Genomic DNA, 18528 nt, shown 5'->3' with positions numbered 1-18528 from the left:
TATTAGTATATTCAAAAAGCCCCTTTTTAAGGAGCTTTTTGATTTTTTTGTTTTTGACTATATTCAGTTGTTATTTTTTTACTGGCTAATAGTCAGATTAACCCCGCCACGGAAAGCTTGGTGATGACTCATAAAGTGATCAACTAATCCGCCGGTTGAATTTTGAACCTTAACATGAGGTCCGCCTTGACCCATGGGCACAGTCACAATATCAGCCGTGCCGTCAGCATCAATATCTGATACTGCTAATTCCAAACCACCGCGGAAAGTTGAGTTGTAAGCCATAAATTGAGACTCTAGTCCATCAGAATTAAATACTTTAACATGAGGTCCGCCATTGGAAGGAGCTGTGATAATTTCAATTTCACCATCTCCGTCAACATCACCGACTTCGGTCTTCATACCCAAACGCCAGTTTTCATTATAAGCAAAGCCGGAAGTTAAAAGTCCGCCTTCACTATTAAAGACTCTATATTGAGGGCCACCACTAGAAGCTGGAGAAGTAACAATATCTTTACTACCGTCACCATCATAATCACCTAAAGTCACATTAACTCCGCCGCGAAAGGCTGTTGGAAAGGCAAAGAAATGGTTAATAAAAGTTGAGTCTCCTTCAAACACTCTGACATGAGGCGTAGCGCCGGACTTGGTAGCCGTTACTACTTCGTCCTGGCCGTCTCCGTCAACATCACCAGCATAAACTTCCATACCTGTTCTTAAATCCTCTGGATAAGCAAACCAGGAAGCATAATGGCTTAATTCTCCTTCAGCATACTTATAAACTCTGACGTGAGGACCACCGTTACTACTCGGAGCCACGATTATTTCAGCTCCGCCATCACCGTCAACATCACCAGTAGCCAGAGAAAGGCCGCCGCGGAAAGCGGTGGTATAAGGAAAAACATTAGCTAAGTTTTCACCGTCACTATTAAAGACTCTGACATGCGGTCCGCCAGCTGAGTAAGGCACGGTGACTATTTCTTTAATACCATCACCGTCTAAATCATCAGAAACGGCTCTAACCCCGCCGCGAAAATTAGTGGCATAAGCCATAAAATTAGCTTGATTATTACCTTGGGCATCCCACATAGTAACATGCGGGCCAGCACCAGTTTTGGCTCCGGTAACTATATTTTTAGCTGCCCGGGAGCCAGTTTGGCTTGAACCAGTAGTCACGGCAAAGTCGGTAAAGTGATTGACATAAATACTAATGGTATTATTGACTGAATCCTGAATTACATTTTCCGGTAATTTCCAGGTGGATGAACTCTCGTCCCAATAGCGGCCAATTATTTTGGTTTCATCAATACCTTCAGAGACCAAATATTCATCATCATATTTAACAGTCAAAGTAATATCACTGTTAAAACTGGAGGTAACACTTTGTCCAGAAGAATCAGTTAATTCCAAACTCCAGGCAAAACCCAAAGCCGGTTTAGCTTCTGGAGTGTGATAAAGGTCGGTATTGGGGGTAGCGGTTAAAGTATAATTACCGCTGTTGGCTATAGCATTGGCCGGAATACTAATAGTTGATTGATCGGGTAAATCTATTACTGTCATCTGAGCCGCATCAAAAGTTTTACTGATAGCATCCGGCAGTTCAAAGCTGGCTTTTCTTAAAACAAAGTTTTTATTTAAGGTATCTCCAACCGTACTTAAAGTTATTGAAGTTTCTTCTGAGCGGTAAAACTTTTTGCCGTCTTTTGAATCACAACCAACATACCAGGTACCTTTAGTTAAAGGAATATTAAACTGGCCACCCATAACCGGACTGCCGGAAAAACCGCCGTCTGGATTCCAAGCATGGCAAAAGCCCATATTAACACTAGATCCATCAGTCATAGTAACTGAACCAGTAACATTACCTTCTGACTCTTTAAAGCGCAAAGTTATATTAGTATCAGTATTAGCAGTAGCTGTCACGTCTACCATATCCGGTGGCATATAACTGGACATTTCAGGGGGCAAACCAGCTGAACAAGAATATGAGCCGGCTACTACCCCTAAATTAGCCACCCCACTGCCATTAGTTTCGCCTCCGGTGTGAAGAACGTCGCCGCCTTCAAAAGGCCCTTCTACTTCCTGCTCTTTTTGTTTCATATTATCACACCAGACCCAGGCCCAAGGCACAGGATTACCTTTGGGATCATAGACCTTGGCTTTAATCTGTGCATTAGCCCGATGAACTCTAATTGTTTTAACGGTCTGACCATTAGCTGAAACAGTTACTGGAGAATGGTCTGAATCACCCTGCATAAAGCCGGATGAATGTAATTTATAGCCGATAAAGTAAGTGCCGTGTCTGACTGAAAGACGGTAACTACCGTCAGAATTTATTCTTGAATGATAACCCATACCCATACTTTCACCGTGAGCAAAGACTTCACCCTCAACTCCGGTAATTACCTCACCAGTTGAAGCATCTCTTAAAAAACCAGTTATAACCGCGTCATTATTAAGAAGCGTAATATTAGCTGTTTTATTTTGACCACTGGACAGAGTCACTTCTACTTCATCATCAACTGACATATTTACTTCCGGAGGCATATGAACGCCACAAATATAGGAATTACCGCCAATTAAAGGAATCTGAGCGCTGGATCCCTGAATACCAGTACCAAATTCATTGCCTGGTCCGGGCATTTGTCCAGCTTTGCGGCAAAAAGCCCAACCAAAGACATTTTCAACAGCTGAACCGCTTGAATCGACTAAATTTAAAGTAACACTGGCATCAGAAGCTAAAAGTGTAAAATTAATACCAGTAATTGTTTGATTGGTTGAACTAATAGTAACCCTGGATGGAGGACCACTTAATAAAAGTCCTTTATTAGAAGCATCCCAGTCATCCGGTCTAACCTCCCATTCTCCTGGATAACCCCACATAGTATAATATCCGTCAGCATCTGTAATGGCTTCACCCCAGCCTTGCTGGCCCCACATATTCATCCGTAAATTTGAAATAGGGCTACCACTACTATTAACTACGCGGCCTTTAATTTGAGCTGTTTTTTCTTTTAAATTTATATTACCTAATTTTTTAGTTTCATTTTCATCAACCTGAACTTTCTTGGCCTCTACATAATACTTTGGATCTTGCGAATGAAGAGATAATTTATAAGTACCGGCTTTAATAGGAATAGAAAAAGATCCATTTTCAGAAAGTCCGGTACCAGAGCCCCGGCCTTGTTCATTTCTTAAATCAAGATGAAACTGCATAGGATCAGATAAAGTGCTGCCGTCAAGATTAACTATTTTACCAGTAACAGTAGAGGTGGCTTTTTCTACGGTAAAGTTTTTTGTAATCGTACCAGCTCCGCTAACACTAACTGTTGGGTCCATACTATTATAAATCCAGTCTGTGGTTACTCTTTGTCCGTCTTCATGCTTCGCGTCTAAATGCAACCGCCAGTTGCCAGTTTGAGTCAAAGCTAATTTATAATAACCATTGCTATCACAATTAGCATTGGCCCAGGCTTGTCCGCTTTCAAGATTAGCGTTAACCGAACAAGTGGAAACTCTACCGCCAGAATCATAAGTAACATAACCTTCGATATATTTATCAATACCTAAACTAAAAGCATTTTCAGTTTGCATACCGCCACTAGCTGTATTAACCCGTACTGAATAATTACCAGCTACTGAGGCGTTACCAACATCATTTAGTTTTATAGATAAAGTACTACCGGCTGCTAAAGTATTATCTCCAGGAATATCAACTCGAAATTCACCACTGGTTGGGTCTATTTGACCGGAGACTCCAGAAATGGCTGTACCATCATCTTTAAACCAACTAACCGAGGTATTAGTAAAATCAATTTCTGCACCATCACTTGGCGGTCCACCATACCAATGTTGAATTCTCATCACTATAGGCGTACTTGGATTAGGTGATGATAATTCAGAACTAATATTAAATGAATAGTTATAGCTAGTAGAAACATCTAAACTAGTATCAGCTGGACTCACACTAATTGAGGCCGTAGTCGCTTTTGCCTCTAGAACAAAACCCAGTGAAGAATACGAAAACAAAAGACCAAAAATAGCGAGCGAGCAAATAATCGATCTAAATATTTTTTTCATAATTTTTCCTTTTTTAATTATAATTTTTTTATTTAAACTTATCGACCATAAGTTTTTCTTATATATTAAGGTGTTATTTTAAATAAAAAAAGACCGCAAAAAACGCGGATCTATTTACCCTCCAAAAAGATACAGCTGCTAATTTTTGTTTTTATATATAACATCGAAGAAAAGTAATCAAACTTTTCTAATAATTAAGATTTTTTTTAATCTATATACAGCTCCTATACTTATTATATACTAATTTTTCACTTTTGTCAAGAACTAGTATTTAATATTAGCCATATTTAAAATAATTTTAAACAAACTAAAGAGGGCGTACTTTTTCTCCCTGATAATAATTACTTTAGAGGGCAAGCACGCCCTTTGATAAGTCTTTATGACCAGATTTTATTCGCCTAATGGATAGGCAAAGAAAATCATGATGTCTTAAAAAGACTTTTGGTTTTCTCAGACTAGGAACTACAGAAAACAAAATTCTCAACCATCTTATGGTAATTTCTCTCTTACTTAATAAGGAAAGAAATCCCTTTTTGTTTTTATTTGAAATTTTTCAAGCGGGTGCCTAGTCACCCTTGAGAAACAGTTGAGAAAGCTCTTTATCCAAATTTAACTAATATTAGGTAAAAACTTCTCTCAACTGATATTTATAAAGGTACTGATACTCCTAGTATAGCAGAGCATTTTGTTTTTGTCAAGTTTACAAATATTTAAAAATTTGGCTTAATTTAGCCAAATTTATTAATTAGTTTTCCACAATTTAATTATTGCTTGTTTATAGTTCTTTTAACCGCTTCAAATACTTTTTTAAATTCATTTTTTTGACTTAAATTAGTGGTATCTAAATATAAGTCATAGTGTTTGGGGTTAAAAATATCTAAATCATAATATTTTTTATAGCGAAAATCATCACTACGCATCCTTTCTTGGTTAGCTTTTAAAACATCTTCTAAAGATTCCAGATTTTTAGCTTCATTTCTTTGAGCTCCACCCTTTTTTATATCTTTAAATATTCTTCTAGCCCCCTCCTCGGCTTCAACATCAAGAAAAATTTTATAAGAATGGGGAATAAAATGAAAAGCGGTTCGGCCTTCAATTATAAAGTTATCTTCCTTTTGGCCCAATTTTTTTAAATACTCATCAACTTCTTTATCAGTAGAAAAATCTTTTTCTCCCAAGCGATTATACTCAGCCAGAGTCATGCCTTTTTCTCTGGCGGCCTGCCGTCGCAGACCGCCCATATAGTAACGCTCATAATTTAATTTTTCGGCTATTTTTTTAGCCACTGTTGACTTGCCTGAACCGGGTTTGCCAGAAATAGAAATTATCATCTACTTTTTTCTAAAATCTTTTTTATCACGTTTTTTCTGGTGATAATTTTTATCTTTTGATTCAGTTAAAGCTTTAACTGATAAGCCAATACGCCCTCTTTCTTTATCAACTTCCATTACTTTAACTTTAATATGGTCTCCCACATCCACTAAATCTGAGACTTTGTTAATGTGTTTGTGAGAAAATTCTGAAATATGCACCATACCGTCTTTTTCGGGTAAAATTTCTACAATGGCTCCAATTTCTTTATTGGGATTGTTACGGTCTTTAATAATCTGAATAACATCACCTTCATAAATTTCTCCCACTTCTATTTCACGAGTTATTTGTTTAACCCATTCAAGGGCTTTTTCGGACATTTTGGCGTCACTGGAGGTTATCAAAACTAAACCATCATCCTCAATATCAATTTTGGTAATATCTCTTCCGCCGCACTCTTCAATGATTTCATTAATGGTTTCACCACCCCGACCTATTACATCTCTTATTTTTTCCGGATCGATTTTTAAGGTTTCAATACGCGGAGAATACTCAGAAAGTTCTTTTCTGGGTTCGGGTATTATCTTATTCATGGTTTCTAAAATTTTCAAACGAGCCTGTTTAGCTTTTTCCAGAGTTTCCCGGCAAATTTCTAGAGTTAAGCCGCTGATTTTTACGTCTAGTTGAATAGCGGTAATGCCGTCTCTGGTCCCGGCTACTTTAAAGTCCATACCACCCGAGTGGTCTTCAATACCTTGTATATCGGTTAATATTTTATATTCTTTTTCCTGATCATCCATAATTATACCCATAGCAATACCAGCCACAGCTTTTTTCAAAGGCACGCCAGCATCCATCAGAGCCAGAGAAGAGCCGCAAACCGAGGCCTGAGAAGAAGAGCCATTAGAGGATAAAACTTCTGAAACCACACGAATAGTGTAGGGAAAATCTTCTTTGTCCGGTAAAAGCGGCATGACAGCTTTTTCAGCTAAAGCACCGTGTCCAATTTCTCTTCTTTTTGGCCCGCGCATAGGAATAACCTCTCCCACAGAAAAGCCAGGAAAATTATAATGATGCATGTAATGTTTTTTACCCGACTCTTCCATAGTGTCAATTAATTGTTCATCTCCCGGAGAACCCAAAGTAACTATAGAAAGCACTTGAGTTTCACCGCGGTTAAAAAGACCCGAGCCGTGTGTACGCGGCAAAAGCCCCACTTGGCAGCTGACCGGCCGCACTTCATCCAGTTTTCGGCCGTCTACTCTTTCTTCTTCTTCTAACATCAAACGCTTGGCTTCTTTATCCAGCATTTCCTGTAGAATCATAGCCGCTCTTTCTCGCCTCTCCTTACTGATTTCATTATCCTCTTTCAAACTTATATTTAATTCGTCTTTAATCTTGGTAATCGCTTCTTCACGTTCAAGTTTATCTTTTATATTTAATGATTCTTTTAATTTATCTTTGGTAAAATCTTTAACTTTTTTTTCTAAATTTTCTATTTCTTCTTTTTCTTCTTTATCTATTTCTTCAGTATCACCCTTAATTTTCTCAGCTCCCACTTCACTTCTTACTTCTTCAATTAGTTTAGTAATTTTTTTCATGTGTTTCTGGCCAAATTCAATGGCTTCTAAAATTACTCCTTCGGCTGTTTCTTCTGCTTCGGCCTCCATCATAGCTACTTTCTCCCCAGTACCAGCCATGACTAAGTCAAACTCTGATTTTTCACGGGCTTCGTTAGAAGGATTAAGCACCCATTCACCATTAACACGACCGACTCTTAAACACCCGACCGGGCCCTGCCAAGGAATATTAGACATATAAACGGCACAGGAAGCAGCAATCAAAGAAATAATGTCCGGATCATTTTCATCATCAATGGATAAAACTGTAATAACCACTTGCACATCATTTCTCATTTTTTCGTCAAAAAACGGCCTTAAAGCTCGGTCTACCAGACGAGCGGTTAAGATAGCCTCATCTGAAGGCCGGCCCTCGCGTTTGATAAAGCGCGAGCCTTTAATTTTACCAGCCGCGTATAACTTCTCTTCGTAATCAACCATCAGAGGAAAGTAATCAATACCCTCGCGGATAGTTTGGCTCATGACAGCAGTAGCTAAAACCACCGTATCACCGTAGCGTACAGTACAGGAGCCATTGGCCTGATCAGCCAATTTTCCGGTTTCGATAATTAATTTTTTACCGGCAATTTCTGTAGAAAAACTTTTTACAGACATAAATTTAAAATCCTTTCGTTTTGACAACTGAACAGCAGGCTTTAGACTACGGAAAATAAAGATATAAAGGTATTTCCTGGTAGTCTACTTGTCTGCTTTTCAGCTGTTAATTATTTTTTTAGTTTTTAATTAGTATTTATCTATTATTATTTTTTAGCCGCCTTTTTTAGTTCTTCGTCCGGGGCTACTTCTTCCAGCGCTTCGGTCATTTCATCAGTAGCCTGATTAGCTTCTTCTTGCTGCTTAATAAATTTAACGTCAGCCGACTTATTAAGTGAGTTACGTAAATAACGGGTTAGAGTTTTTCTGTCCATCAGGTGAACTTTTCTTAATTTTGGCTCCAGTAGCATCCAAGATTTGGGCTCACCCCCATCAATAATTTTCTGGCGCAGAGAATAATTAAGCTGACTAACCGTGGCTTTTTTTATTTTTCTTAAATGTTCGGATGAAAGTTTTTGGTCAAATTTTTTCTGAGCCGCTTCAAAGGCCTGATTACGAGCTTTATCAAAAGCTTCAACCATCTTTTTTCTTTCAGTTTTAGTTAAAACATTTATATTTTCTTCTTCTATTACCTTTTTTCTTAATTTTCTAATTTCACTGTTGTTTTTAATTTTTTTCAGGGTTTCATTAATAACAAAATTCAATATTTCTTTATCTTTGGCTTGAGCCACTTCATTTTCCTGAAATTCTAAAGGTGGTAAATTTTCCGCTTCTTCCATCTGACTTTTTAAACCAGCCGCGAAAGAAAAACGTTCGACTCCATTTTCAGTACGCATTTCAATTTGATTTAAATTGTTTTTTTCCTCTGGTAAAGGCACTTCTTTGCCCAGCTCGGGCATTTTTTCGGCCATATTATTTTCTCCTTCTTTTTTTTATTTTTGATCTTGAGCGGTTTGATAAAAGAAATTTTCTTTTATCTTTTGACAAATCAATAAAACGATCGGCTTCTTCTTTGAGTTTAGAAGAGCAGGATTCGCCAAAAGCCATAATTTCAACAAAACAACCCTTGTTAATTTTTAAATATTTAACTAGATCAGCAAAATCACCGTCACCAGTGACTAAAACTACTGTGTCTAATTTATCAGCCAAAATAATAGTATCAATAGTCAGACCAATATCCCAGTCGCCTTTTTTCTGACCGCCAAAAAAAATCTGCAAGTCCTTAGCTTTTATTTCAAAGCCCTGTTTAGCCAAAGCCTCAAAAAAATTTTCTTCATCTAAACTTTTAGCTTTAATAACATAAGCAATAGCCCGGATTAATTTGCGCCGGCCAACGGCCTCTTTTAATATGCGCCCGAAATTAACTTTACTTTTATATAAGTGTTTGGCTGAATGGTACATGTTAGAAACATCAACAAACAAACCAACACGCTGATCAATATTTTCCATATATTTTTGTTCTATCGCTTTCGCTCGTAAAAATCATTGAAACGTTATTATAAAATACTTAATTAATCAAGAGCCTCTGCCAATCAACGATTTTTCAAAAGCAATTAGTTTATAAAATCTTAAAAACTTACTTCTTCAAACCAAGTTTCTTAATTAAACTCTCATAACTTTTAGAATCCTCTTTTTTGAGATACTTTAAAAGCCGGCGACGCAGTCCGACTTTACGGAGCAACCCCCGGCGAGAGGAAAAATCTTTTTTATGAGTACGCAAATGCTGGGTTAATTCTTTAATTTCTTCAGTTAAAATAGCAATTTGCACTTCCGATGAACCGGTGTCATCTTTATGAGTAGCAAATTTTTTAATAATCCGGTCTTTTTTAGTTTTGCTTAATGGCATAAGTCATTTTCTCCACGCGTTCCGAGTCAAAGGTCTTTGGCCATTTAATTTTCAGGCCTTAGCCAAGAACACGCACTTAATTATTAATAAAAATTAGTAAATTAAAACTAACATATTAAGCTTTTTTTGTCAATAAAAATTACTTCACTAATTTAGCTTTGCTTAAAACAAAAAAGTGTCGTAAAATATATAATATGGATAAATATATTAACCAATACATAAATTATTTAAAAGAAAAAGGAATTTATTCCGCTACTATTAATCAATATAAACAACGTTTGGAAAAATTCCTAGAAATTACCAAAGTAAAAAGACCCAAAGAAATAAACCGTCTTATTATAAGAAAGTTCCAAGGCTTTTTAGCTCATGAAAAAAATAACTATTTAACAAACACGCAAAATTACTATTTAATCACTCTGCGTAATTTCTTAAAATTTTTAGAAAAAAATAATATTAAAAGTCTTAATTATAAAGAAATAAAATTGTTCAAACACCAAACCAGCTATCAGCCGCTGTTAGAAAAAAATGAAATCAACCAAATCTTTTCAGCCGTTAAAAAAACGTCCTCTCACTTAATTATAAAATATCGCGACCTGGCTCTTTTAGAAGTTTTACTCTCAACTAATTTAAAAGTTTCAGAAATTTCTAATTTGACCAGAAATGATTTTGCTTATAAAAAAATTCATTTATCTAATCAAGCTCTTTTTGCTCTAAAAAATTATCTGGATAAAAGAAAAGATGATTCTAAATATTTATTTGTTCGTCATGACCATGCCGCCAAAAAAGACTTGCCCCCTTTAACTGCCCGCTCCATTCAAAGAATGGTCGAGCGCTACACAAAAAAGGCTAATATAAACAAAAATATTACCCCGGAATCATTTCGTCAGCATTGACAAAGAGCAAATTTTTATGTTAGATTTATTTATACTTTTGTCCCTGTAGTTTCCGTCTTCGCCTAAAGCTACGGCGGACAAGCAATCGATATTCCGCCATTACCTACGCCCCTGTAGTTCAACGGATAGACCTGCCCGCCATTGGCTCCCGCCCGCATCGACTTCGTCGATACGAAGTCGGGCTGGTCGCCAAAGGCGAAGGCAGGCGGGACAGCGGCCTTCCCCGCCCGACTCGCCTGACGTCCCTATAGTTCAATGGATAGAACGAGGGCCTTCTAAGCCCTAGATGTAGGTTCGATTCCTACTGGGGACACCAGACGAGTCAGGCGGGCGGGTAAGCAGTAGGTCGCACGTTCGAATCGTGCCTGGGGCACCAGAAAATAATAATAATTATATGAAAGAAAAATCATCCGAAAATTTTTTAAACCAATTATCAGCTGTTGAAAATACTCTGGAAAAAATTGATGAAAAAGATGAAGAGCTTTATAATTTTGTTAAAGAAAAAAGTGAAAAATTGGAGCCCAAGGCTAAGGAACTAATAAAAATCTATACTGATATTTCCCGAATAGCCCAGAGAGAATTTAATACTGAAGAAGTTATAGATAAAAAATTATTAGTTGAAAGAAGTAAAACTTTTAAAGACATTACTGCTCAGATATTTGAAAAATTAAGATCGTACTTAACTACTCTGCCAGAAGAGGAAGCAAAAAATACTGAAAATTTTTTGATTAATCTAGCCGAAGAGTCAGAAGCTATTGAAAAAGACGCTGCTAATATTAAAGTTGAAAATAAAGAAGGTATGGAAATTCTTAACGAAGCCATGGTTTCGGTTTTGTATGGTTTGAGAAACCTGGCCGAAGATTTATATGAAGCTAATCTTTATGAAAAAGATAATCCCGATCATAATAATCTGCCAGAAGAAATTCCTAAAAAAATTTCGCAAATTTATAAAAATAAAGAAAGAAAAACAAATATTTAAAAAAACAGGACGCAAAGGAATGGCCCGCTTCAAAACAGCGAAGCGAGTCGGGCGGGGTGCATCATTTTAATAAATTCTTTAAAAAATATATAAATATAGGACGCAAAGGAATGGCTATAGCACCCTTCGACTCCGCTCAGGGCAAGCAGTGGTTATTGGCTTACTTGCCAAAGAAGATTGAAAAATAATCATAATATTTTTTATAAATATATAATAATAAAGTGATTCAGAGGGGTGACCTTAGCACAACGGTTAGTGCACTGGTCTGTGGCACCAGTGATACGGGTTCGATTCCCGTAGGTCACCCCTCTGAATCTCTCAAAATTAAAAATCTTTTTCTTTAACAAACCAAAGTGGCACCAGCTTGCCCCGAACTATGACAAGGGAGCTTTATCTCTTAAGCTGATGAATGAAATGAATCATGGTGCGGGGTGACGAGGGTTCTGCGCCAAAGGCGCATCTGCCTTTGGCTGAAATTCCTTGCCCCGCTCCGCGGGGCCTCTAGCCACCCCTTTGCGTCTTTTTTAATACATTTAATGGCGAGTTTTATTGACCTTAAATATAAAAAAATAATAAAATACCTTGTTCGCCAAAGTCGCCTAGCAGAAAGACGAAGGCGGATCTAGCCACCCCTTTACCCCGGTTGAATAACGGGGCCACAACTCTTTCCTTACAAAAGAGCAGTTTTATGATATTATAATTATATGAGATACACAAAAATTATTATATTATCAGTTTGTATATTTCTTTTTTCATATAACATTGCCGAATCAAGTGTTGCTTATAGACACGAGGATTCTTGTTTGATAGTGGGCGAAGTAATAAAAGTGGAAAAATACAACTGGTGCGAGAAAACATTTGATTGGGACCCCGAGGGTTTTTGCGGAGATAACGGTTATGTTCCTCTGGGTGGTGCCGAATATTTAATGCAATTTGACACAAAGCTCATTGATAAAAAAAATTATAATAACGAACTATCAAGAGAGTTATGTAATAATTTAGAAATTGGTAAAAATTATGAATTTCATAATGAAATATGGGAACCTGAAGATGAAAACGTGCTATCAGTTGGTGACATATATACCTCAAACGTTTTTGAGAGCAATCAACTGGGCGAGATAAAGAAAGGAAATAAGTTATTATATAATTATTATTCTTATTATCTTATTAGCAATTTATACTTAACAATAGCAATCGCAGTAGTATTAATAGCCGGAATAATATTATTGATCATAATTCTTAAAAAAAAGTCAAAAAAAGATAAGATTATTCATACTGAACCCAAAGAACCCTTATCGCGCTAAGCGCGACACGTCAAATTAGTTTACTTCGTCACGGGATTAAAACCCTGTTAGAAATATTATTTTTAGCAGGGAAACAACCGCACTCTTGGGACCTCAGTCTTAACTTATTTTAACTTAATAACAAAATCGCCTTAAGAGCGGTTTTTTGGTAGACTAAAATTATGAAGATAAATAAAAAAATTCTGTATCCTATTTATTTTATCCTGTTAAATCTTATACCTTATGCCCCGGTAAAAGACTGCTGGTATGGAGTTAATGCTAATACTCTTGAACCAACCCATTGGTGTCAATGGAAATTATGCCAGCCGTCATTAATACCCTGTATGCATACTGAAGGAAGCGTTTATATATTAGGTGTAAAAAATATTTTTTTAAAAACAATTTTACAGTTTATTTTTATATTAATAATACCCTATTTATTAACCTGGTTAACTTTATTTATGATAAAAATAATAAAAAATAGTAAATATTTTCGGAATTAAGGGTAAAAAAATATGAAATTTATTAAGAATCAAAAAGGAGTCAAAAAATTAACCTTAATAATTGCTCTTAGTGCTATAATAGGAATTATAATTATTGCTGCTGGATTTTTTATTTGGCAAAAAGACAGTTCGCGAAATCAAATAAAAAATAATTCATCTAATTTAAAAAATAACCAGGAAATAAATAATAAAAATAGTAGAATTGAATTTTGTAAAAAAAATAATTGTATTGATGTAACAAAAAAAGAAGAAAATAATCAAATTACATATCTTTTTAATATTTCTTTTAATAATTATAATGTCGCTGAAGTAGAAAATCTAAAAAGATATAATGGATATCTTCAAGTTTTAACTCCTTCTTCTTTTAATTATAATGCCAATTCAGTTATAACAAATGTAGAAATAACTAAATCTTGCCCTGATTGTAAACCTATGTTACCTGTACTAATTATGGCAATGAAATTACCGAATGAGGCTAAAATATCAAGTGAGTTAATAGATTATCAAGAAAATTTAACAACCGATAATTATAATATTATACCGTGTATTAATTGTACATCTTATGGATGTGGGGAATGTAATGATTATCCAACAACAGATGAATATTATCCCAAAAATATATCTATTAAGGATAATGAAAATAATATTGATAAAAAAAATACTTTATATCAAGTATTTTTACCTTTGATGAGATATAATCCAAGTATCAAACAAAGTTATATTGTTAATAAAGCTCAAATTAAAGTTACCAGTAAACAAAATTCTAATTTAATTATTAATAATTTCAGCACTAGCAAAGATACATATAATATTGGTGAGCCTATTGTAGTTGATGTAGGACTCAAAAATTTGGGTTTAAATTCTATTAATAATATTTATCTAGATGTAAAATATATAGATGAACTAGATAATAAAATAGATATTTATAAAAGTAAAAAATTTAATATTGAGGGAGGTAATAAAAAAGAATTGTCATTGAATTTAGATAATTCGTTAGAGATAGGAAGATTTATTATTAAAGCTGATGTAAAAGATACTAATTCTCAAATCATAACTTCTAGCGATCAATGGTTTGGAGTGTATTTCTCAGATTATAAACAACATCATTGCACTACAAAATCAGATTGTGTATTATCAAGCCGTGATCCTGAAGGTTTTGCTACTTGCGTTAATAAAGACTGGAATGAAGAATGGAACAATAACCCTCAGTCACAAGATTATGTATGGGAATGTCTAACAACAGGTAAAGAAGCATGTGACTGTATTGATAACCAGTGCCAAAGAATTGATTCAGAAGGAAGTTGTAATTAAACTATTTTTAATATAAATATGAAAAAAATATTATTATTTCTATTTACCTTACTGTTACTACCAAAGATGTCTTTAGCCGGGCCAATACCACAACAATACATAATTAATAGTGATACAAAACAGTGTGCCGAATTTTTTGCTGGCGATGAATGTGTAATTTATGAAGTACCTGAAGACTGGCAAATAATAGGCGAATTGGGTGAGGTAAAATGTCCAGCCGGATATAATAAAATAAATCTTAAATTAAAAGGCAAGCCAGTTTGGCGTATGTTCTGTTTATGGCCCGGGTACAGTGGTTCTAATTATACTTTTTATTATTTCTGGTCACGAGTTATTATGGCTGCCGTTATCTTAGGTCTAATTTTAATGATATTGATTATAATTAAAAAAAGAAATAAAAAAAAATAACTTTTCTTTATATTAGTAATGGTAAAATAACATATACAAGAGACTGGGGGAAAATGTTAATTGACAGAGCTAACCTGCCTTATAATTTGTATAGTTGCCAAAAAGATTCAGACTGCACTGTAGTCTATGGTGATATCACCCAGGGTACTATCTATGATGCACATTCTATTAATGTTAAATATGCAGATTGGTATAATAATGAGATGAAAAAAATAAAAGAAAAAACAGATAAAACGTTATGCAAACCATCTTTGTCACAAGAAGCATTTTGTGAACATAATATATGTGATAATAGACCTCTAAAAAATTATTAAAGAATTAAATAAATAAAATTATAAAAACTACTTTCTTTATTTATAAATAAAAATGAACAATACAGAATACAAAAAATCAAATTTACTGGCTCAAATGGTGCCTATTCTTTTTATTATAACCTTAGGCTATTATCAATGTACAAAATGGGGGCGAATGTCTCTTTATTGGAATAGTTTATTAATAGGTTCAGTTATAGGGTTTATTTATAGCATTTATAAAGCAAAAAAGAAAAGCAAAAAAGATTTTAAAAATTTATTAAAAATTCGGAGAATTTGGCTTTCCATTATTTTATTAATTATTATCTTAATTACTCTGTACTATTACAATATTTAGTAAAATATAAAATATAAATTAAAAATCGCTACAAAGACGGTCTTTTGTTATAATAAACCTATGAAGGAAAAAAGTAACAAACAAATAGTATTACTGCTCATAGTAGCAATTCTTTTAATTGGCATTGTTATCATTGGATATATTTATTACCGACCAATTAAAGAAGAAAACAATAATACAAATATTACAGAAGAGCAAAATTTATTAACTTATAAATCCGATTTTGGTAATTTTAGCTTTAAATATCCCGAAAAAGACTGGGAAATTGATGATAATTTATTAGTACAACTAAGACTACTGCCAAAAGACAAAGAAGAAATAATTGATGAAAATAATTATTTTTCTTATATTAATATAACTATTGATCAATCCTATGAGGAAAATCAGCCCATTTGCCATTCAATTGAAGAGTGCGCCAAAAATTATACTGATAGATTTTACCAAAAAAAACCACATTTTGAAGAATATATTAAAATTGACGGACAAAGAGCCTTAAAACAAATAATAAAAGACAGCAGTAATAATAATGATATTCTAATTCATTTCATTTATAATAAAAAATTATACCGGTTATGGTTAAACGCCCGGCCAGAGAAATTTAATGATTATCAGCAAGATTTTAACACTCTAGTGAAAACGTGGTTTTTTTATAATCAAGAAAGTGAGCTTAAATGTTCTAATGATTCAGATTGTATTAATACTTGTTGTGGTTGCTTACATAAAGATTCAAAAGAATGTGATAAAGAATGTGATGCTTTAGTTACTAGGAATTGTATTTGTATTAATGGTTCTTGTGAAGAAATAAAAGAAAAAGAATATAATTGTCAAGAACAAGAACAAGAAATTTTAGATTTAATAGATAAAGAAAACTATTGTGAGGTAAAAGAGGATTGTAGAATAATTTCTAAAATTGATTGTCCTTTTGGTTGTTATTGGCTTGTTAATAAAAATTCTGAACTTCTTTTAGATGATTTAGAGCCAACAGAAATTGAGAAAAAAATACAAGAATATCATGAAATTTGTCCAATATGTGCTCCTGATTGTTTTGTTGGAATTAGTATTGAATATGTAGAATGTATAAATAATAAGTGCCAGTATATTCCGAATACTGTTTATTGAAAGTAAAAAGTCATCAAACCTTTTCTACACATCCTCTTTTGTGTTTGTTCTATTTTTATGTTGATTGAAATAGATTTTAGTTTTTAAAAATTTATGTGGGAAAGTTATTTAAATCTCTTTTTATTATTGTTTTTATGAAAAAGAGAACAATTGCAGTCGTTATTTCCGTTATTTTAGTAATTTTTATTTTAGGATATGTTTTTTTAAATAATGCAGATTTTCAAGATCTTAAATGTTCTAATGATTCAGATTGTATTAATACTTGTTGCGGTTGCTTACATAAAGATTCAAAAGAATGTGATGATGTAAAATGTTTTTTCTTACCCAAAAGAAATTGTATTTGTGCTGAAGGTCAGTGTATAGAAAAAACTTCTAATTATGTGGCTTTAGAAGATATTATAGGAGAAGAAGAAAATTATGTCGGTAAAGAAATACAAACCACCGGCAATATAGTTGAAGCTCCTGGTTTTAAAATTTATTATGTATTATTAAATAAAAAAATGATAGAAGAAAATGTCCATCCCTACACTCAAGGCTTAGATGTTCATTATCCTAATAGCGATATTGAAAAAATTGTTTCTTATGATTGTCCTGAAACTCGCCCTAGAGAATACATAAAAAGAGATTCCTCTCTTAGTCCTTTGTTTATTAAAGGAGTGATTATTGACCGAGGAAAAGACATACGCGATATGGCTAGATATTCTTTGAAAATTTTGGAAATAAAAGAACTGGATATTAAAAATTAAGTAAATTTTAGACAAAACTTAAGAAGAATAGACTTATATTAATTTAAAAATTATTGAATATAAATACCCGCCTGTTTGGGCGGGTACTTAATTTTTACAGATTTTGGATTATTTAGGCTTTATTAACCTTAACAGCGGCCGGACCTTTAGGAGTATCTGATACTTCAAAAGTGACATTGTCACCTTCTTGAAGTTGATCAAATTCTACTCCTTCAAGCTCGTTAGCGTGGAAGAAAAGATCTTTGTCCTGATCTTCCGCGGTAATAAAACCAAAATTCTTATCTGTTAATTTCTTGATAGTACCTTGCATTGTGTAGAATAATGTTGAGTTAATTAGATTGATATAGTAACTTTAAAATTCGACTTTATTTATATACTTACTATATTTTTAAACAAAAGAGTTTTATAATTTTGAAAAAAATTTACTCTTCTGTTTGATAGGAATACTATCATTATTTGTTATTTATGTCAAGTGTAAAATTATATTTTTTTTGAATATCTTCAGCTACCGAGATAAACTCACTTTAGGCATATATAAATTTGAGAATCCAAAGATTAAAAATTAAATATTAAAATTTTTCTGGAAGATTTTCTTTATTCAATCAAAACACCTGATATATTCTATTTTGCTTCTTTATTTCAAACATTCAATAAAAAAAAGAAGACAGACAACCAATTATAAATAGCCGCTGTTATTTTATTTTTAGCCCTTGAATTTATTCTGAAAAACAGATAAAATAACTTATAATTACTATTAATATTAATAAAATATATGCCTGGAAAAAGAGCCCACCCTGTTGGCCGACGCCAAAAATCTAAATCTCACAAAACAAAAAAAAGGCTGGAGATTAAAAGAAAGATGCTGGAGGCTAAGGCTAAAAAAAGAAAAAAATAATATCTTCAGAAAATATTTGGTATAAAAAATACAGTTAAAAAGGAACCAATATTTGCTCATCCTTTTTTACCAGGTTTATATTTTGAATTAAAAAAATCAAAGTTTTTCCCTATTATTTTTATAAAATTAAGAATTATTATCACCAGCCAGTAATTTCTGATTTTGAGATAAACCCTTTTATTAAAACCAAGAAAAAAATAGTGGCATCTATTTCTATTGTAATTATATCTGCAATCATAATTTTTATTACTACACTATTAGCATTTTAATCGATGGGGCGTAAAAAATGTAAGTAATAATAAAAATACCGTTAATATTTTAAATAATAAAAA

18 protein-coding genes and 2 tRNA genes are annotated in these 18528 nt (G+C 33.5%); 13 read left to right on the top strand and 7 right to left on the bottom strand.

Annotated features, from left to right (window positions below; genetic code table 11):
- Nucleotides 1–78 precede the first annotated feature (78 nt).
- From U5L76_05520 to rpsO, 6 genes are all read right to left on the bottom strand, one after another.
- On the bottom strand, nucleotides 79–4080 hold the full coding sequence (locus U5L76_05520) for a VCBS repeat-containing protein (protein ID MDZ7799024.1): 4002 nt from the start codon (nucleotides 4078–4080) through the stop codon (nucleotides 79–81).
- Between the two features lie 764 nt (nucleotides 4081–4844).
- Nucleotides 4845–5411 carry a cytidylate kinase family protein gene (locus tag U5L76_05515; protein ID MDZ7799023.1) on the bottom strand — a complete coding sequence of 189 codons (567 nt, stop codon included), beginning with the start codon at nucleotides 5409–5411 and terminating at the stop codon, nucleotides 4845–4847.
- Nucleotides 5412–7625, bottom strand: a complete 2214-nt coding sequence (pnp, locus tag U5L76_05510; protein ID MDZ7799022.1) for a polyribonucleotide nucleotidyltransferase — start codon at nucleotides 7623–7625, stop codon at nucleotides 5412–5414.
- A 146-nt stretch (nucleotides 7626–7771) separates the two neighbouring features.
- On the bottom strand, nucleotides 7772–8476 hold the full coding sequence (locus U5L76_05505; GenBank protein ID MDZ7799021.1) for a hypothetical protein: 705 nt from the start codon (nucleotides 8474–8476) through the stop codon (nucleotides 7772–7774).
- Nucleotide 8477: 1 nt separating this feature from the next.
- On the bottom strand, nucleotides 8478–9014 hold the full coding sequence (locus U5L76_05500) for an NYN domain-containing protein (protein ID MDZ7799020.1): 537 nt from the start codon (nucleotides 9012–9014) through the stop codon (nucleotides 8478–8480).
- Between the two features lie 127 nt (nucleotides 9015–9141).
- Complete coding sequence (gene rpsO, locus U5L76_05495) at nucleotides 9142–9411, bottom strand: 30S ribosomal protein S15 (GenBank protein MDZ7799019.1); 270 nt, start codon at nucleotides 9409–9411, stop codon at nucleotides 9142–9144.
- Nucleotides 9412–9605: 194 nt separating this feature from the next.
- Here rpsO and U5L76_05490 point away from each other — a divergent pair, with 194 nt between their 5' ends.
- From U5L76_05490 to U5L76_05435, 12 genes are all read left to right on the top strand, one after another.
- Complete coding sequence (locus U5L76_05490) at nucleotides 9606–10304, top strand: tyrosine-type recombinase/integrase (GenBank protein ID MDZ7799018.1); 699 nt, start codon at nucleotides 9606–9608, stop codon at nucleotides 10302–10304.
- 241 nt (nucleotides 10305–10545) lie between these two features.
- A tRNA-Arg gene (locus U5L76_05485) sits at nucleotides 10546–10620 on the top strand.
- 78 nt (nucleotides 10621–10698) lie between these two features.
- The gene (locus tag U5L76_05480) at nucleotides 10699–11283 is read left to right on the top strand and encodes a hypothetical protein (protein MDZ7799017.1); all 585 of its coding nucleotides are present in this window, start codon (nucleotides 10699–10701) and stop codon (nucleotides 11281–11283) included.
- Between the two features lie 234 nt (nucleotides 11284–11517).
- Nucleotides 11518–11589 (top strand) — tRNA-His (locus U5L76_05475).
- Nucleotides 11590–11987: 398 nt separating this feature from the next.
- The gene (locus U5L76_05470; GenBank protein MDZ7799016.1) at nucleotides 11988–12587 is read left to right on the top strand and encodes a hypothetical protein; all 600 of its coding nucleotides are present in this window, start codon (nucleotides 11988–11990) and stop codon (nucleotides 12585–12587) included.
- 161 nt (nucleotides 12588–12748) lie between these two features.
- Nucleotides 12749–13069, top strand: coding sequence for a hypothetical protein (locus U5L76_05465; GenBank protein MDZ7799015.1), 321 nt, complete (start codon nucleotides 12749–12751; stop codon nucleotides 13067–13069).
- A 12-nt stretch (nucleotides 13070–13081) separates the two neighbouring features.
- On the top strand, nucleotides 13082–14380 hold the full coding sequence (locus tag U5L76_05460) for a hypothetical protein (protein ID MDZ7799014.1): 1299 nt from the start codon (nucleotides 13082–13084) through the stop codon (nucleotides 14378–14380).
- A gap of 18 nt (nucleotides 14381–14398) precedes the next feature.
- A complete protein-coding gene (locus U5L76_05455) occupies nucleotides 14399–14788 on the top strand; it encodes a hypothetical protein (protein MDZ7799013.1) in 390 nt (129 codons plus the stop codon).
- A gap of 53 nt (nucleotides 14789–14841) precedes the next feature.
- Nucleotides 14842–15102 carry a hypothetical protein gene (locus U5L76_05450; protein ID MDZ7799012.1) on the top strand — a complete coding sequence of 87 codons (261 nt, stop codon included), beginning with the start codon at nucleotides 14842–14844 and terminating at the stop codon, nucleotides 15100–15102.
- A 52-nt stretch (nucleotides 15103–15154) separates the two neighbouring features.
- Nucleotides 15155–15436: a hypothetical protein gene (locus U5L76_05445; GenBank protein MDZ7799011.1), complete on the top strand. Its 282-nt coding sequence runs from the start codon at nucleotides 15155–15157 to the stop codon at nucleotides 15434–15436.
- A gap of 60 nt (nucleotides 15437–15496) precedes the next feature.
- Nucleotides 15497–16555 (top strand): PsbP-related protein, encoded by a 1059-nt coding sequence (locus U5L76_05440; GenBank protein ID MDZ7799010.1) that lies wholly within the window; start codon nucleotides 15497–15499, stop codon nucleotides 16553–16555.
- Between the two features lie 134 nt (nucleotides 16556–16689).
- The gene (locus U5L76_05435; GenBank protein MDZ7799009.1) at nucleotides 16690–17301 is read left to right on the top strand and encodes a hypothetical protein; all 612 of its coding nucleotides are present in this window, start codon (nucleotides 16690–16692) and stop codon (nucleotides 17299–17301) included.
- Nucleotides 17302–17413: 112 nt separating this feature from the next.
- On the opposite strand, the gene U5L76_05430 is transcribed toward U5L76_05435, so the two are convergent.
- Nucleotides 17414–17611, bottom strand: coding sequence for a cold shock domain-containing protein (locus U5L76_05430; GenBank protein ID MDZ7799008.1), 198 nt, complete (start codon nucleotides 17609–17611; stop codon nucleotides 17414–17416).
- 462 nt (nucleotides 17612–18073) lie between these two features.
- Here U5L76_05430 and U5L76_05425 point away from each other — a divergent pair, with 462 nt between their 5' ends.
- The gene (locus tag U5L76_05425; GenBank protein ID MDZ7799007.1) at nucleotides 18074–18196 is read left to right on the top strand and encodes a hypothetical protein; all 123 of its coding nucleotides are present in this window, start codon (nucleotides 18074–18076) and stop codon (nucleotides 18194–18196) included.
- The last annotated feature ends 332 nt before the right edge of the window (nucleotides 18197–18528 follow it).

The organism is Patescibacteria group bacterium (assembly GCA_034520665.1).
Classification (GTDB): Bacteria; Patescibacteriota; Patescibacteriia; order JAXHNJ01; family JAXHNJ01; genus JAXHNJ01.
This window is presented reverse-complemented; position numbering and strand designations above follow the sequence as displayed.

What these genes read in the sequence shown, in the direction of transcription:
- U5L76_05520 (MDZ7799024.1), bottom strand. Translation starts at nt 4,080, where the DNA reads ATGAAAAAAATATTTAGATCGATTATTTGCTCGCTCGCTATTTTTGGT.
- U5L76_05515 (MDZ7799023.1), bottom strand. Translation starts at nt 5,411, where the DNA reads ATGATAATTTCTATTTCTGGCAAACCCGGTTCAGGCAAGTCAACAGTG.
- pnp (MDZ7799022.1), bottom strand. Translation starts at nt 7,625, where the DNA reads ATGTCTGTAAAAAGTTTTTCTACAGAAATTGCCGGTAAAAAATTAATT.
- U5L76_05505 (MDZ7799021.1), bottom strand. Translation starts at nt 8,476, where the DNA reads ATGGCCGAAAAAATGCCCGAGCTGGGCAAAGAAGTGCCTTTACCAGAG.
- U5L76_05500 (MDZ7799020.1), bottom strand. Translation starts at nt 9,014, where the DNA reads ATGGAAAATATTGATCAGCGTGTTGGTTTGTTTGTTGATGTTTCTAAC.
- rpsO (MDZ7799019.1), bottom strand. Translation starts at nt 9,411, where the DNA reads ATGCCATTAAGCAAAACTAAAAAAGACCGGATTATTAAAAAATTTGCT.
- U5L76_05490 (MDZ7799018.1), top strand. Translation starts at nt 9,606, where the DNA reads ATGGATAAATATATTAACCAATACATAAATTATTTAAAAGAAAAAGGA.
- U5L76_05480 (MDZ7799017.1), top strand. Translation starts at nt 10,699, where the DNA reads ATGAAAGAAAAATCATCCGAAAATTTTTTAAACCAATTATCAGCTGTT.
- U5L76_05470 (MDZ7799016.1), top strand. Translation starts at nt 11,988, where the DNA reads ATGAGATACACAAAAATTATTATATTATCAGTTTGTATATTTCTTTTT.
- U5L76_05465 (MDZ7799015.1), top strand. Translation starts at nt 12,749, where the DNA reads ATGAAGATAAATAAAAAAATTCTGTATCCTATTTATTTTATCCTGTTA.
- U5L76_05460 (MDZ7799014.1), top strand. Translation starts at nt 13,082, where the DNA reads ATGAAATTTATTAAGAATCAAAAAGGAGTCAAAAAATTAACCTTAATA.
- U5L76_05455 (MDZ7799013.1), top strand. Translation starts at nt 14,399, where the DNA reads ATGAAAAAAATATTATTATTTCTATTTACCTTACTGTTACTACCAAAG.
- U5L76_05450 (MDZ7799012.1), top strand. Translation starts at nt 14,842, where the DNA reads ATGTTAATTGACAGAGCTAACCTGCCTTATAATTTGTATAGTTGCCAA.
- U5L76_05445 (MDZ7799011.1), top strand. Translation starts at nt 15,155, where the DNA reads ATGAACAATACAGAATACAAAAAATCAAATTTACTGGCTCAAATGGTG.
- U5L76_05440 (MDZ7799010.1), top strand. Translation starts at nt 15,497, where the DNA reads ATGAAGGAAAAAAGTAACAAACAAATAGTATTACTGCTCATAGTAGCA.
- U5L76_05435 (MDZ7799009.1), top strand. Translation starts at nt 16,690, where the DNA reads ATGAAAAAGAGAACAATTGCAGTCGTTATTTCCGTTATTTTAGTAATT.
- U5L76_05430 (MDZ7799008.1), bottom strand. Translation starts at nt 17,611, where the DNA reads ATGCAAGGTACTATCAAGAAATTAACAGATAAGAATTTTGGTTTTATT.
- U5L76_05425 (MDZ7799007.1), top strand. Translation starts at nt 18,074, where the DNA reads ATGCCTGGAAAAAGAGCCCACCCTGTTGGCCGACGCCAAAAATCTAAA.